This is a genomic window from Streptomyces sp. NPDC020379 (genome assembly GCF_044387105.1).
Lineage (GTDB): Bacteria > Actinomycetota > Actinomycetes > Streptomycetales > Streptomycetaceae > Streptomyces.
On record NZ_JBIRVR010000020.1, the window covers coordinates 120445 to 135250 of the forward strand.

14 protein-coding genes are annotated in these 14806 nt (G+C 72.9%); 8 read left to right on the forward strand and 6 right to left on the reverse strand.

Features of this window, described 5'->3' with window-relative positions; translation table 11 throughout:
- Window positions 1-61: 61 nt before the first annotated feature.
- The 4 genes from ACH427_RS24430 to ACH427_RS24445 all read left to right on the forward strand — a co-directional run bounded on the left by ACH427_RS24430 (window position 62) and on the right by ACH427_RS24445 (window position 3561).
- On the forward strand, window positions 62-838 hold the full coding sequence (locus ACH427_RS24430) for an SDR family oxidoreductase (protein WP_398872490.1): 777 nt from the start codon (window positions 62-64) through the stop codon (window positions 836-838).
- Window positions 839-847: 9 nt separating this feature from the next.
- Window positions 848-2539, forward strand: coding sequence for an AMP-binding protein (locus ACH427_RS24435; RefSeq protein ID WP_398872492.1), 1692 nt, complete (start codon window positions 848-850; stop codon window positions 2537-2539).
- Window positions 2536-3144: a TetR/AcrR family transcriptional regulator gene (locus ACH427_RS24440; protein ID WP_398872494.1), complete on the forward strand. Its 609-nt coding sequence runs from the start codon at window positions 2536-2538 to the stop codon at window positions 3142-3144. Before ACH427_RS24435 ends, ACH427_RS24440 begins: the two co-directional genes overlap by 4 nt.
- 99 nt (window positions 3145-3243) lie before the next feature.
- A complete protein-coding gene (locus ACH427_RS24445; protein ID WP_398872496.1) occupies window positions 3244-3561 on the forward strand; it encodes a hypothetical protein in 318 nt (105 codons plus the stop codon).
- A gap of 156 nt (window positions 3562-3717) precedes the next feature.
- Here the strand turns inward: ACH427_RS24445 and ACH427_RS24450 are convergent, their stop codons facing one another.
- From ACH427_RS24450 to ACH427_RS24465, 4 genes are all read right to left on the reverse strand, one after another.
- Entirely contained in the window at window positions 3718-4950 is a 1233-nt protein-coding gene (locus ACH427_RS24450; protein ID WP_398872498.1) for an acyl-CoA dehydrogenase family protein, read from the reverse strand.
- A 5-nt stretch (window positions 4951-4955) separates the two neighbouring features.
- A complete protein-coding gene (locus tag ACH427_RS24455) occupies window positions 4956-5978 on the reverse strand; it encodes a phosphotransferase family protein (RefSeq protein ID WP_398872500.1) in 1023 nt (340 codons plus the stop codon).
- 144 nt (window positions 5979-6122) lie between these two features.
- Window positions 6123-7061: an MBL fold metallo-hydrolase gene (locus ACH427_RS24460; protein ID WP_398872502.1), complete on the reverse strand. Its 939-nt coding sequence runs from the start codon at window positions 7059-7061 to the stop codon at window positions 6123-6125.
- A gap of 88 nt (window positions 7062-7149) precedes the next feature.
- Window positions 7150-7590: a MarR family winged helix-turn-helix transcriptional regulator gene (locus ACH427_RS24465; protein ID WP_398872504.1), complete on the reverse strand. Its 441-nt coding sequence runs from the start codon at window positions 7588-7590 to the stop codon at window positions 7150-7152.
- A 134-nt stretch (window positions 7591-7724) separates the two neighbouring features.
- On the opposite strand from ACH427_RS24465, the gene ACH427_RS24470 reads away from it, so the two are divergent.
- On the forward strand, window positions 7725-9215 hold the full coding sequence (locus tag ACH427_RS24470) for an MFS transporter (RefSeq protein ID WP_398872505.1): 1491 nt from the start codon (window positions 7725-7727) through the stop codon (window positions 9213-9215).
- A 36-nt stretch (window positions 9216-9251) separates the two neighbouring features.
- Entirely contained in the window at window positions 9252-10178 is a 927-nt protein-coding gene (locus ACH427_RS24475; RefSeq protein ID WP_398872507.1) for an NADP-dependent oxidoreductase, read from the forward strand.
- Between the two features lie 48 nt (window positions 10179-10226).
- On the opposite strand, the gene ACH427_RS24480 is transcribed toward ACH427_RS24475, so the two are convergent.
- Together ACH427_RS24480 and ACH427_RS24485 are read right to left on the reverse strand one after the other, a co-directional pair.
- The gene (locus tag ACH427_RS24480; RefSeq protein WP_398872509.1) at window positions 10227-10751 is read right to left on the reverse strand and encodes an NUDIX domain-containing protein; all 525 of its coding nucleotides are present in this window, start codon (window positions 10749-10751) and stop codon (window positions 10227-10229) included.
- 147 nt (window positions 10752-10898) lie between these two features.
- Window positions 10899-11783, reverse strand: a complete 885-nt coding sequence (locus tag ACH427_RS24485) for a DMT family transporter (RefSeq protein ID WP_398872526.1) — start codon at window positions 11781-11783, stop codon at window positions 10899-10901.
- Window positions 11784-12177: 394 nt separating this feature from the next.
- Between ACH427_RS24485 and ACH427_RS24490 the strand changes: the two genes are divergently transcribed.
- Entirely contained in the window at window positions 12178-13131 is a 954-nt protein-coding gene (locus ACH427_RS24490) for a hypothetical protein (RefSeq protein ID WP_398872511.1), read from the forward strand.
- Window positions 13132-13182: 51 nt separating this feature from the next.
- A complete protein-coding gene (locus tag ACH427_RS24495; RefSeq protein ID WP_398872513.1) occupies window positions 13183-14715 on the forward strand; it encodes an APC family permease in 1533 nt (510 codons plus the stop codon).
- The last annotated feature ends 91 nt before the right edge of the window (window positions 14716-14806 follow it).

Here is a 14806-nt window from a genome sequence, read left to right on the forward strand (position 1 = left end):
TTCCGTCCTCACATACCGACTGGTTAGTCTGCCCGTGCAGCCGAGCGAGGGAGACGTCAGCGTGGGTACGGTGCGGGACGCGGGAGTTGTGGTCACCGGAGCGGGCGGCGGCATCGGAGCCGCGCTCGCCCGCAGGTTCGCCGCCGAGGGCGCCCGCGTCGTGGTCAACGACCTCGACGTCGCCAAGGCCGAGGCGGTGGCCGCGGAGATCGGTGCCACCGCCGTCCCCGGCGACGCCTCCGGAGTGGTCCCCGCCGCCCGCGAGGCGCTCGGCGGCCGGGTCGACATCTACTGCGCCAACGCGGGCGTCGCCCCCGGCGGCGGGCCCGAGGCGGAGGAGGATCTCTGGGAGGCCGCCTGGGACGTCAACGTCATGGCCCACGTACGGGCGGCCCGTGAGCTGCTCCCCGAGTGGCTGGACCGGGGCAGCGGCAGGTTCGTCTCCACCGTGTCCGCCGCCGGGCTGCTCACGATGATCGGCTCGGCCCCGTACAGCGTCTCCAAGCACGCCGCGCTCGCCTTCGCGGAGTGGCTCTCGCTCACCTACCGCCACTGCGGGATCGACGTCCACGCCATCTGCCCGCAGGGCGTGCGCACGGACATGCTGCGCGGCACCGGCGCGGCGGGCGAGCTGGTGCTCCTGCCCACCGCGATCGAGCCCGCGCAGGTCGCCGACGCCCTTTTCGAGGGCATGGCCGCGAACCGCTTCCTGATCCTCCCGCACCCGGAGGTCGCCGACTACTACGCGGCCCGCGCCACCGACCCCGACCGCTGGCTGCGCGGCATGAACCACCTCCAGCGCAGGCTCGAAGAGGTGCCCGGCCAGGGCCGGATGTAGGCGCGGACCATGACGTCGACCACCCCCTCCTACCGGGACGCGCCCTGGCTCGCGCGCCTCGCGCCCGCCCAGCGGGTCCCGGGCACGCCGCCGCCGACGGTGCCGCACGCCTTCGCCGCCACCGTGCGGCGCGCCCCGGACCGGCACGCGCTCGCCTATTTCGACGGGCGGCTGACCTACCGCGAGACCGACGAGCTGTCCGGCGCGCTCGCGGGCCGGCTGGTGGCCCGCGGCTTCCGGCCGGGCGACCGGGCCGCGGTCATGCTCCAGAACACCCCGCACTTCGTGCTCGCCGTCCTCGCCGTCTGGAAGGCCGGCGGCGTCGTCGTGCCCGTGAACCCCATGTTCAAGGCGGGCGAGGTCCGGCACATCCTCGACGACTCCGGCGCCACCGCGCTGATCTGCCGGGACCGCGCCTGGGCGGACTTCCTGCGGGACGTCGCGGCGGCCTCGGCCGCCCGCATCGCCTTCACCGTCTGCCCCTTCGGCCTCCAGACGCGCGACGACGCGCGGGTGCTGCGCGGCGAGCGCATGCCGCCGCCGGACGGCGCCGAGGACCTGCTGGCCGCCGCGCGCTCCGGGGCCCGCCCGCCCGCCGGCCCCGGCCTCGGCCCCCAGGACCCCGCCCTCATCAGCTACACCTCGGGCACCACCGGGGCCCCCAAGGGCGCCGTCAACACCCATGGCAACATCGCCCACAACGCCGAGCGGGCGCGCATCGGCTCCGGACTGCCCGACGGCTCCGTCTACTTCGCCCTCGCCTCGCTCTTCCACATCACCGGCATGGTCGCCGAGCTCGGCTCCTGCCTGGTCAACGCGGGCACGCTCGCCCTCGCCCACCGCTTCGACGCGGCGGTGGTGCTCGACGCCTTCCTCGAACACCGCCCCGCCTACACCATCGGCCCCGCCACCGCCTTCATGGCCCTCATGGCCCAGCCGGGCGTCGGCCGGGACCACTTCGCCTCCTTCCGCCTGGTCTCCTCCGGCGGCGCACCCCTGCCACCGGCCCTGGTGGAACGGTTCCGCACGGCCTTCGGCCACTACCTCCACAACGGCTACGGCCTCACGGAGACCACCGCCACCACCGCCTCCGTCCCGCCCGGCACCGAGGCTCCCGTCGACCCCGCCACCGGCACCCTCGCCGTCGGCGTGCCCGGCCCGGGGACACTCGTGCGCATCCTGGACGAGCGCGGCGCGGAGGTGCCCTTCGGCGGGCACGGCGAGATCGTGGTCAGCGGCCCCCAGGTCGTCCCCGGCTACTGGCGGCGCCCCGAGGACACCGCCGCCGCCCTCCCCGGTGGTGAACTGCGCACCGGCGACGTCGGGTTCATGGACCACGACGGCTGGCTCTACGTGGTCGACCGCAAGAAGGACATGATCAACGCCTCCGGCTTCAAGGTCTGGCCCCGCGAGGTGGAGGACGTCCTCTACGCCCACCCCGCCGTCCGGGAGGCGGCCGTCGTCGGGGTGCCGGACGACTACCGCGGCGAGACGGTCCGGGCGTACGTCAGCCTCCGCCCCGGCGCCGCGCCCGAGCCGGCGGCGCTGGTCGCGCACTGCCGGGAGCACCTCGCGGCATACAAGGTCCCCCGCGAGGTGCTCGTCCTCGCCGATCTGCCCAGGACGACCAGTGGCAAGATCCTCCGGCGGGAGCTGCGCGAGGATCCCGCGGCACGACAAGGGAAGACAGGTGGCGCATGACCAGGACGGTGACGGCGGGAACGCCGGAGGGCGGCACGAGGCCCGTACCGCAGCGGCTGCTGGCCGCCGCCACCCGGCTCTTCGCGGACCAGGGCTACGACCGCACGTCCGTCCAGGAGATCGTCGAGGCGGCGGGCGTCACCAAGGGCGCCCTCTACCACTACTTCGGCTCCAAGGACGACCTGCTGCACGAGGTCTACGGCCGGGTCCTGCGGCTCCAGCAGGAGCGGCTGGACGCCTTCGCGTGCGCGGACGCGCCCGTGGAGCGCAGGCTGCGGGACGCCGCCGCGGATGTCGTGGTCACCACCATCGAGAACCTCGACGACACGAAGATCTTCTTCCGTTCGATGCACCACCTGGGCCCGGAGAAGCACCGGCAGGTGCGCGCCGAACGGCGCCGCTACCACGAGCGCTTCCGCGCCCTGGTCGAGGAGGGCCAGCGCGCGGGCGTCTTCAGCACGGCCACCCCGGCGGACCTCGTCGTCGACTACCACTTCGGCTCCGTCCACCACCTGGCGAACTGGTACCGCCCCGAAGGCGCCCTGACCGCGGCCCAGGTGGCCGACCACCTGGCGGATCTGCTGCTGCGCGCGCTGCGGCCCTGATCCCGGTCCGTGTGGTGCGTGTCGTGCGGGGCCGGGCGTCGTTGAGCGGATGAAGGGCCTTTCGGCCCTTTCGTCTGCTGTCGAGAAAAAGGATCAGGGATGCGCCTTTTCCGTCCTGTCGTCGTCGCCCTCGCGGGCCTCGCCCTCGCCATGGCCGTGCCCCCGGGCGCGGCCGTCGCCTCGAAGGGCTCGTTCACGTGGGTGGGCCCCAAGGGCAAGCCCTTCTTCGTCGAGAACCCGCCGGACGGCAAGTGCCTGACGATGAGTCAGGAAGCTCGCGGTGCGTACAACGGGACGGCGGGCCCGGTCACCATCTACACCGGCAAGAAGTGTGACGGGACCTCCAAGCGGCTCGCCAGGGGCGAGCACGGCCCGTCGGACATGTCGTTCTCCAGCGTGAAGTTCAGCGCGCGCTGAGTCCGTGGTGCCACCTCGACGCCGGACGGGCTGTGCTTGTGCACCCACACCGGGCACATCCGGCCCGTCCGGCGTCCGAGGGCACCGCCGCGCGGCGGTGGTGCGGACGAACGGCCCGCGGTCGACCGCCCGGATCGGCCACAGCCACCGCGTCGGCTAGACGTACCGCCGCAACTCCCGCCGCGCCAAGGACCGCTGATGGACCTCGTCCGGCCCGTCCGCCAGGCGCAGCGTCCGTGCCGCCGCCCACAGCTCCGCCAGCGGGAAGTCCTGGCTCACGCCGCCCGCCCCGTGCAGCTGGATCGCCCGGTCGATGATGCCGGCCACCGTCCGCGGCGTCGCGATCTTGATGGCCTGGATCTCCGTGTGCGCCCCGCGGTTGCCGACTGTGTCCATCAGCCATGCCGTCTTGAGCACCAGCAGCCGCAGCTGCTCCACGGCGACCCGGGAGTCCGCGATCCACTCCCGCACCACGCCCTGCCGGGCGAGCGGCTTGCCGAAGGCCGTACGGGAGACGGCCCGCCGGCACATCAGCTCGATCGCGCGCTCGGCCATGCCGATCAGCCGCATGCAGTGGTGGATCCGGCCCGGCCCCAGCCGCGCCTGGGCGATGGCGAAGCCGCCGCCCTCCTCGCCGATGAGGTTCGTCGCGGGGACGCGCACCCCGTCGAGGACGATCTCCGCGTGGCCGCCATGGGCGTGGTCCTCGAAGCCGTAGACCCGCATCGCCCGGCGGATCTCCAGGCCGGGGGTGTCCCGGGGGACGAGGATCATCGACTGCCGGCGGCGCGGGTCCGCGCCCTCCGGATCCGTCTTCCCCATGACGATGAAGATCTCGCAACCGGGGTACATCGCACCGGAGATGTACCACTTGCGGCCGGTGATGACGTAGTCGTCGCCGTCCCGCTCGATCCGCGTCTCGACGTTGGTCGCGTCCGAGGAGGCGACCTCCGGCTCGGTCATCGCGAACGCCGACCGGATCTCGCCCGCGAGCAGCGGCTCCAGCCACCGCTCGCGCTGCTCCTCGGTGCCGAACTGGGCGAGCAGTTCCATGTTCCCCGTGTCGGGGGCCGCGCAGTTCAGGGCGGTGGGCGCGAGGTGCGGGCTGCGGCCGGTGATCTCGGCGAGCGGCGCGTACTGGAGATTGGTCAGCCCGGCCCCGTACTCCGCGTCAGGCAGGCTGTGCTGGTCCACGAAGAACAGGTTCCAGAGCCCCCGCCGCCGCGCCTCCGCCTTGAGCTCCTCGACGACCGGGGGAGTGTCCCAGGGGGAGGCGAGCGCGGCGCGCTGTTCCTCGGCGGTCGCCTCGGCCGGGTAGACGTGCTCGTCCATGAAGGCCAGCAGCTCACCGCGCAGCTCTTCCGTGCGGGCGTCGAATGCGAAGTCCATGGTGCTCAGCCTTCCTGAAGGGTGGTGAGGCCGTTGTCGATGAAGAGCGGTACGAGCTGCCCGATGCGGTCGAAGCCGCGCCCGACGGTCTGCCCGAGGGTGTAGCGGTAGTGGATGCCTTCGAGGATCACGGCGAGCTTGAAATAGGCGAAGGCGGTGTACCACGGCAGTGCCGAGACGTCGCGGCCCGACCCGGCCGCGTACCGCTCCACCAGCTCCGCGGGCTCCGGGTGGCCCGGGGCCTCGCGGGTGGTGGCGATGGGCGAGCCGGGCACGGGCCGCTGCTCGCAGTACATCACCAGCAGGCCGAGGTCGGTCAGCGGGTCGCCGAGCGTGGACATCTCCCAGTCGAGGACCGCCCGGACGGTGTCGTCGGCGCCGACGAGGACGTTGTCCAGGCGGTAGTCGCCGTGCACGACGGTGGGCGCGGGCGAGGCGGGCAGCGCCGCGGCCAGGGCCGTGTGGAGCTCGTCGATGCCGGGCAGCTCGCGCTCGCGCGAGGCCGCCAGTTGCTTGCCCCAGCGCCGCAACTGCCGCTCCAGGAAGCCCTCCGGCCGCCCGAAGTCCGCGAGGCCGGCCGCGGCCGGATCCACGGCGTGCAGTTCCACGAGGGTGTCGGCCAGCCCGAGGACGACCCGGCGGGTGCGCTCGGGGCCGAGCGCGGCCAGCTGCTCCGCCGAGCGGTACGGCGTGCCGGCCACGAACTCCATCACGTAGAACGGCGCTCCCAGGACGCTCTCGTCCGCGCACAGCAGCAGTGCCCGGGGCACCGGCACGGGAGTCGGGTGCAGCGCGCTGATCACCCGGTGCTCGCGCGCCATGTCGTGGGCGGTGGCCAGCACATGCCCGAGCGGCGGGCGGCGCACCACCCAGCGGCCGGTGCCGTCGGTGACGGCGTAGGTGAGGTTGGAGCGGCCGCCCTCGATCAGCTCGGCGCTCAGCGGCCCGCGCACCAGCCCCGGGAGCTCCCGCTCCAGATACCCGCGCAGCCGGTCCAGGTCGAGTCCTGGGGGATTGCCCTTGCTCATCGAGTGCTCCTCCATGGGGAATTGGGCGCGCGGACGCGGTCGGGCCGGGGCCGCGGCGGGCGCGGCACCGGTCCGGGATCATCATGCCGACCGGTCGGTATGCCGTCCAGACCTCCCGGCGACAATCCGCCACCGCCGTGCGCGTCAGGCGTGGCAGGTGAGGGGCTCGCCGCCGTTCATCGTCCGCATGTCACCGAGCACCAGGGGCAGGTCGAGCTGGACCCCCAGCGGCAGGCCGTCGAGCTCGGCGTACGCGCGGTGGAGGTTGCCCACCAGCCGCTCGCTCTCGTGCAGGTGCGCGAACTCGCCGAGGTCCGCGCGGCGTGCGGCCTCCAGCGGGGTGCGGCCCGCGGCGTACTCGGTCGCGGCCAGGTCCTGGAGCCAGCGGAAGTAGCGTTCGAGGACGTCGTAGACGCCGGGGCCGGTGACCGGGCCGTGCCCCGGCACGACGGTCTCGGCGTCCAGGCCCCGCAGCACCTCCAGGGCGCGCAGCGACCCGGCGAGGGAGCCCATGGGGATGAAGGGGGTGCCGCCGTTGAAGACCAGGTCACCGGTGAAGACGATGCCCTCCCGCGGCAGGTGGACGATCGTGTCGCCGATGGTGTGCGCCGGGCCCGGGTGGATCAGCCGCAGCTCGGTGTCACCGACGTGCAGGGTGAGCGAGTCGTCGTACGTGACGAAGGCCGGCGTGATGGCGATGTCGCCGTAGTCGATCCAGGGCCACTGGCCGTGCAGCTGGAAGCCCACGGCGAGGGTCTCCTCGCGGCAGCCGGTGTGGCCGATGATCGTGGCCTCGGGGAAGACGCAGTTGCCGTAGGTGTGGTCGCCGTGGTGATGGGTGTTGACGACGGTCGTGGGCGGTGCCGCGCCGTGCGCCGTGGCGGTGTCGCGCAGCAGCCGCGCGCGCCGCTCGGTGGCCGCCGTGTCGATCAGGACCGTGCGCCCGCCGGAGCTGATGATCCCGGCGTTGTTGAGGCACCAGCCGCCGTCGGGCTGGATGAACGCGCGGACGCCCGGTGCGAGCTCGACGGTGTACGGCTCCGTCGCCGCGGTGCCGGCGGGTGACACGGTGGTGCTGGACATCCAAGGACCTCCCCTCGCCGTCCGCGCCGAGTGCGCGGATCGGACCGACCGTCAGAATACGGGCGCGGGGCGATCAAGGGGACAGCCGTCAGCCGCGCCGCTCCATGCCCGGACGGAGCCGCTCCAGCAGGCCGTAGAGCGTGGCGCGCTCCTCCTCGTCAAGTGCGTCGAGCGCGCTGTGGGTGGCCTGCATCTCGGCGCGCACACGGCGGATGATCTCGTGGCCCTCGTCGGTGGCCACCACGTTCTTCACCCGCCGGTCGGCCGGGTCCGCCTCGCGGCGGACGAGCCCGCGCGCCTCCAGGCGGTCCACGATGCCGGTGACATTCGAGGCGTCGCAGACCAGCAGGGTGGCCAGGCCGCGCATCGGGACCGGGCCCTTGAGCTGGGCGAGGAGCTTGGCCTGCACGGAGGTGAGGCCCTGGCGGGCCGCCGCGGCGGCGAAGTCCTGCCACTGGGCGGTGCCGAGCGCCGCCACCAGCTCCAGGAGCTGGGCCTTGGTCGGGGTCCGGGGAGGGGTGGCGGTCATGCCTTTGAGTCTACTCAAGAGCTTGAGGTAATGAAACATTAACTTGACTACCTGAAGTATTCGGGCCTAGCCTTCCCTGGTTGCTTGACGATCTCAAGCATCAAAGTCGTGAAGCAATCCGGAGGATTCCCCGCATGAGCTCCCCAGCCGCCGCCGAGAGCGGAAGACGCAACGAGACGGTCATCGTCTTCGCCCTGAGCCTCGCCGCCATGGTCGTCTCGATGATGCAGACGCTGGTCGTACCGATCCTCGGCCTCATCCAGAAGGACCTCGGCACGACTCCGGCCAACGTCAGCTGGGTCACGACCGCCACCCTGCTCTCCGCCGCCGTCTTCACCCCGCTGCTCGGCCGCTTCGGCGACCAGCACGGCAAGAAGAAGACCCTCGTCGGCGTGCTGGTCGTGATGGTCGCGGGCTCCGTGCTCGCCGCCGTCACCCACTCCCTGCTGTGGCTGATCGTCGGCCGGGTGCTCCAGGGCGCCGCCACCGCTATCTTCCCGCTCGCGCTCTCCGTGCTGCGCGAGGAGGTGCGCCCCGCCAAGCTGCCCGGCGCCATGGCCATGGTCAGCGGCACCCTCGCCTTCGGCAGCGGCCTCGCGCTCGTCGCCACCGGCCTGCTCACCTCCGGCGACAACCCCGACTACCGCAGCGCCTTCTGGCTGGCCACCGGCCTCGCCGCGCTCGCACTGATCGCCGTCGTCTTCCTGGTGCCCGCCACCCGGGAGACCACCGGCGGCCGCACCGACGTCCTCGGCGCGCTCAGCCTCGCCGCCACGCTCGTCCTCCTCCTGCTGCCCATCACCCAGGGCCACGAGTGGGGCTGGTCCTCCGCCCGTACGATCGGCTGCTTCGCCGGCGCCGTCGTCATGGCCGCCGTGTGGACGCTCGTCGAGCGCAAGGTGAGCGAGCCGCTGGTCGACATGAAGATGTTCGCGCACCGCCCGGTGCTCTTCGCCAACCTCTCCGGGCTGCTCGTCGGCTTCGGCTCCTTCGCCCTCTTCATCGGCGTCTCCTACCTCGTGCAGATGCCGTCGAAGATCGCGGGCTACGGCTTCGACGCCAGCGTCCTGCGCGCCTCCGTCGAATTCCTGCTGCCCAGCACCATCGTCTCGCTGCTCGCCGCCCCGATCGGCGGCCAGCTCGTCCGCCACAAGGGCCCGCGCCTGGTCCTGCTGCTCGCCTCGCTCTTCGGCACCGCGGGCTTCGCGTGGATCACGCTCGACCACGACCACGCGTTCTCCGTCATCGCCGCCGGCATCCTCGTCGGCGCGGCCATCAGCTTCGGCTACGCCGCCATGCCGGCCGTGATCGTCTCCAGCGTGCCGCACCACCAGACCGGCATAGCCAACGGCATCAACTCCATCTCCCGCTCCACCGGCAGCGCCATCGGCTCCGCGATGATCACCACGGTGCTGGCCTCCAAGAGCATCGAGCACCTGCCGCCGGGCGCCCCCAAGCTGCCCGCCGAGAGCCAGTTCACGCTGACCTTCGTCATCGCGGGCGTCGCGCTCCTGCTGGTCGCGGCCGTCGCCGGACTGGGCCTGCGCAAGATCCACACCCTGCGTTCCGAGGTGGCGGGCCAGGCCCCCGCGAAGGAGGCTGAGACCGCACGCGCCACCGCCTGACCCGCTGTTCGCACCCCCCCCACGAGGAGCACCACCATGAAGGCCATCAGCTACCGCAGCTACGGCGGACCCGAGGTCCTGGAGTACGGCGAGCGGCCCGACCCCAAGGTCGGCCCCGACTCCGTCCTGATCAAGGTCAAGGCCGCCGCGGTCAACCCCGTCGACTGGAAGGCGCAGGCCGGCTACCTCGACGCGGCCCTGGACGCCGTCTTCCCCGTCATCCCCGGGTGGGACGTCTCCGGCGTGGTGGTGCAGCCCGGCGCCGACGCCGGCGAGTTCGCCGTCGGTGACGAGGTCATCGGCTACGTACGCGAGGACTTCCTCTCCCGCGGCACCTTCGCGGAGTACGTCGCCGCCCCCGTGCGGACCCTCGCCCGCAAGCCGGCGAACCTGACCTTCGAGCAGGCCGCCGGGCTCCCGCTCGCGGGCCTGACCGCCTACCAGTCGCTGGTCAAGGCGCTCCGGGTGGGACAGGGCGAGACCGTGCTGGTCCACGCGGCGGCGGGCGGCGTCGGTTCCATGGCAGTCCAGATCGCCCGGCACCTGGGCGCGCGGGTCATCGGCACCGCGAGCGAGCGCAACCACGACTACCTGCGCGGCCTCGGCGCCGAGCCGGTCGTCTACGGAGCGGGGCTGGCCGACCGCGTACGCGCGCTGGCGCCCTCCGGCGTCGACGCCGTCCTCGACCTGGCGGGCGGCGAGGCGCTCACCGTCTCCCCGGGCCTCCTCGCCGAGGGAGGCCGCCTCGCCTCCATCGCCGACCCGTCGGTCCTCGGCCTCGGTGGCCGCTACGTCTTCGTCCGCCCCGACACGGCCGACCTCACGGCCCTGACGGAACTGGCGGAGAGCGGCGCGCTCACGGTCGAGGTCGCGGAGGTGTTCCCGCTGGAGAAGACGGCGGACGCGCAGCGGCTCAACGCGGCGGGCCACACGCGCGGCAAGATCGTGGTGACGGTGGACTGACCACCGCCTGAAGGTCCCCCGGCGAGGGCCGGGGGACCTCGCGCGTGCTCAGCCGGCGTCGTGCTCGCGCAGCAGGCGGTACGCCGCGAGCCCGTCCGGCACCCAGTCCCACTCCGGGAGCCGGGCCTGAAGCTCCTCGTCGGAGAGGAACGCGTGCCAGGCCACCTCCGACTCCTGCGGTGAGACGGCCGCGTCGCACCGGACCTCGTACACCGCCGACCACCACGACTGCCCCGGCGCGTCGTAGAGGAAGCGGAACAGAGGCGTCGGCGCGGGGAGCCCGGAGACGCCCAGCTCCTCCTCCGCCTCGCGGAGGGCCGCCTCGTCGTAGGACTCGCCGGCCCCGACGACGCCGCCCACGAACATGTCGTAGCGTGAGGGAAAGACAAGCTTCTGCGCCGTACGGCGATGCACGAAGACCCGCCCCCGCGCGTCCCGGGCCCGCACGAACACGCACCGGTGGCGCAGGCCGCGCGCATACGCTTCCCCACGCGGGGCCTGCCCCACGACGCGGTCCTGCTCATCGACGATGTCCAGCACTTCGTCAGCTGGTTGAGGCTGCTGATCGGTCATGCGCCCATCCAAGCACTAGGCGCCTGCGGCGGGCTTTTTCCCTACCCGCCTCTTCCCGCACATCAGATGCGGCCGGGAAGGGGGCGGGGCTGGGGAAAAAGCCCGCCGCAGGCGTCGGCACCCCGCACCCGACAACAAATCCGCCCCCTAATGCGGCTGAAGATCCCGCACCCGATCAGGCGCGGCGGAGCCGGACGGCATCGCCGGATGCCGTCCGATCAGCACGATGCCGACCACGATCGCCGCCAGCCCCGCCGCCTCCCAGGCCAGTGCCCCCGGCGTCGTCCGCAGCCGGTCGCCCAGGAAGCCCACGCCGCAGGCGATCCCGGCCAGCGGCTGGGCCGCGGTCAGGGCGGGCAGCGACAGCCGCAGCGGTGCCGTCTCGAAGGCGCTCTGCACCAGGACCAGCGCCGTGACGCCCAGCGCGAAGACCCCGTACGGCTGCCAGCTCACCACGAGTGTCGTCCAGCCGCCGTGCGCGAGCCGCTGGCCGCTGACCCGGGTGAGGGCGTCCTGCACGCCGTAGAGCAGGCCCGCCGCGACCGCCAGCAGCGCCGCCTCCACGCTCATCCGCAGCCGCTTGGAGACCGTCGCGAGCAGCAGGGCCGAGCCCACCATCAGGCCGATGATCAGCCAGTGCCGCAGCGGATCGGTCACCGAGTCGCCGCCGTGCGGGCGGCCCGCGACGATGAAGGCCGTCACCCCGCCCGCCAGCAGCCACAGCCCGCACCAGCCCGTGGCGCCGAGCGGCTGCCGGGTGCGCCAGCGGGAGAGGGCCATGGCGAACAGCAGGTTCGTCGCCAGCAGCGGTTCCACCAGGGAGATCTCGCCCTGCCCGAGCGCGATCGCGCCGAGCACCATCCCGATGATCATCAACGCGATGCCGACCAGCCACTGCGGCATCCGGACGAGGTCGAGCAGCAGCCGGAGGGAGAGGAAATCGCTCATCGGGGCCCGTTGCGCCGCGCTCTGCTGGTAGACGAAGCCGACGCCCAGGCAGCAGGCCGCACTCACGGCGAAGGCGAAGACCATCACGTCGCGCACCTCAAGACCACTGGGTCGTAGGGGACTTGACAGAAAAACGATAGCCGCTCCGGGGAGGGTGTGACGGCCGGGTACCCGTCTTTCGGCCGTGCATTCCCTCCCGCGTTCCCTCCAATGGCGTATAGAACATATATGCGAAAAATGCCCTTCCGGTCACCACTCCACCGTACGTCCGGGCGGTGGCGGACGTCCCCTGATCCGGGCGAGCCGCCGGAGCGCAACCCGATCTGACGGGTTGCGAGTTGAGGCGCTGTCAGTTCCAAGATCGCCCTTGACTCGGAGCCGTGACTACCGCTTTGCTGTGCGTGACCGAAGTGGTGGATTTCGATGACGCCTCGCGCGGGCGCCAGGAGGGGCAGCAGCCCGTGGAGGAGCTCCGCCGATGACGCCACCGCCCTTGGGCCGCCCACGGAACAAGGACGGACCGGCCTTCGACCCGGCCCTGGACGACACCGCGCTCGCCACCGCCCGCGACGCCCTCGCCCGCGGCCGCTGGGCCGAGGCCCGCCGGCTCCTCGCCGAGACCGGCGACGACTGGGACCGCCGCGGCCACCGCCTCGTCGTCCTCGCCGAGGGCACCGCCAGCACCGCCTGGGCCCGCGAGTGGCAGCTCGCCGAGCCCGACAGCCCCGACGCCGCCGCGCTCCTCGCCTGCGCCACCGTCTTCCGGGCCGTGCGCGGCCGGGAGATCCCCGAGATCGCCCGCACCGCCTGCCTCACCGCGGCCAGGATGGCCCCCGCCGACCCCACCCCCTGGCTCGGCATCCTCATCCTCGCCCGCCGCACCGGCACCGACGACGAGCGTGTCCGCGCCTTCGACCAGGTGCGCGCCCGCCACCGCGATCACCACCACGCCCACCACCTCATGGCTGCCTGCCTCGCCGAACACCAGACGGGCGACCGCGTCGACCCCCTCCACGAGGTCTACGACTTCGCCTCCTGGGCCGCCGAGCAGGCACCCGCCGACTCGCCCCTGGCCGTGCTCCCCGTCGTCGCCCACGCCGAGCGCTACCGCGTACTCGCCCGCTCCGGCGTCGAGCCCCACGACCCCGCCCGCTCCGGGCACTGGACCACCCGCCGGGCCCGCCAGGTCATGAAGGCCGCCTTCGACTGGTGGCTCGAATGGGACGTCGACGACGGCACGGCCCACCCCCGTCGCAAGGTCGACCTCAACTACCTCGCCCACGCCAAGCTCCACGAGGGCCGCCCGGCCGAGGCGGCCGCCCTCCTCACCCGCATCGGCCCGCACGCCACCCACGCCCCTTGGTCGTACCCCGACGGGGACGCGCGCAAGGCGTTCCAGGCCGCCCGCCGGACCGCGCTCGGCGCGGCCTGACCCCGCACAGGCACGACCGCCCCGCTCACCCACGGGAAGGACGACCCCGCCATGCCGACGGGCGCGACGAGCGAGATCAGCACCTTCAAGGGCCAGGAGAGACGGCTGCGCGCCGACCGGATGGGGCCCGCCGGCCTCCTGCTCTCCGTGGTCGCCGCCAGCGCACCACTGATGGTGACGGCGGGCGTCATGCCCACCACGTACGGCACGATGGGGGTCGTCGGCCAGCCCCTGCTCTTCGTCATCCTCGGCGTGGTGCTGACCCTCTTCAGCCTCGGCTACGCCGAGATGAGCCGCCACGTCCACAACGCCGGCGCCTTCTACGCCTATATCGCCCGCGGCCTCGGCGGCACCGCCGGAGCGGCCGCCTCCGTCGTCGCCCTGGTCGCCTACAGCGCTCTCCAGTTCGGCATCTACGGCATCTTCGGCTTCGAGCTCGCCGGCCTCCTCGACGAGCACCTCGGCATCAGCGTCGCCTGGTGGGTGCCCGCCCTCGCCGCCGTACTCGCCGTCGGCGTCCTCGGCTGGCTGAAGACAGACCTCAACGCCAGGCTCCTCGGCGCCCTCCTGCTCGTCGAGTGCGCCATGGTCGTCGTCTTCGACCTCGCCGGCGTCACCGCCCCCGGCGAGGAAGGCGTCTCCTTCCACGCCTTCGACCCCACGACCCTCGGCGGCGGCGGCCTCGGCACCGCGCTCTGCTTCACCATCGCCGCCTTCGTCGGCTTCGAACAGGCCGCCGTCTACGCCGAGGAGACCAGCAGGCCCCAGGTCGTCGTCGCCCGGGTGACCTTCCTCGCCGTCGGCTTCGTCGCCCTCTTCTTCGCCGTCAGCTCCTGGGCGCTGAGCGTCGCCGCGGGCCCCGGCCGCATCGTCGGCCTCGCCCGCGAGCAGGGCCCGCACCTTCTCTTCGCCCTCACCCAGGACCGGCTCGGCGGAGCCGTCGCCGACGTCATGCACGTCTTCTACGTGACCGGCATGTTCGCCGCCCTGCTCAGCTTCCACAACGTCGTCGCCCGCTACGTCTTCGCCATGGGCCGCGAGGGCCTGCTCCCCGCCGCCATGGGCCGTACGACCAGGGGCAGCGGCGCGCCCGCCCACGGCTCACTGCTCCAGAGCGCCGTCTCGGTCCTCGCCGTCCTGCTCTTCGCGCTCACCGACAGCGGCCCCCAAGGCGACCCGACCGCTCCCGTGCGGCGCCTCTTCACCTGGAGCGGCAACGTCGGCGCCCTCGGCGTCATCGTGCTCATGGCCGCCGCGTCCGCCGCCGTCATCGCCTTCTTCGTACGCCGCGGCGCCGCCCGCGCCCAGGCCCCCCGCCTCATCGCCTCCGGTGTCGCGGGCCTCGCGCTGATCGTCATCGCCTGGTACGCGGTCAGGGACTTCTACGTCCTCCTCGGCGCCGACCCCGGCTCGCCGCTGCGCTGGATCCTGCCGGGCATCATCGGCGCCGCGGTCGTCGCCGGGATCGGCTTCGGCGTCGTCCTCAAATACCTACGCCCCGCCGTCCACGCCGGCATCGGCCTCGGCAACGAGGCGTTCCAGCTGGAGAAGGCGGCGACGGCCCCGGCCGGGCCCGGCCGCTAGGCAGTGTCTGTTGGCTCTTGCCCGGGTGGTGGATCTGCTGCTGTTCCGGGCAGGAGCTGGGCATGGTGCGCCGACATGAACTGACCAATGC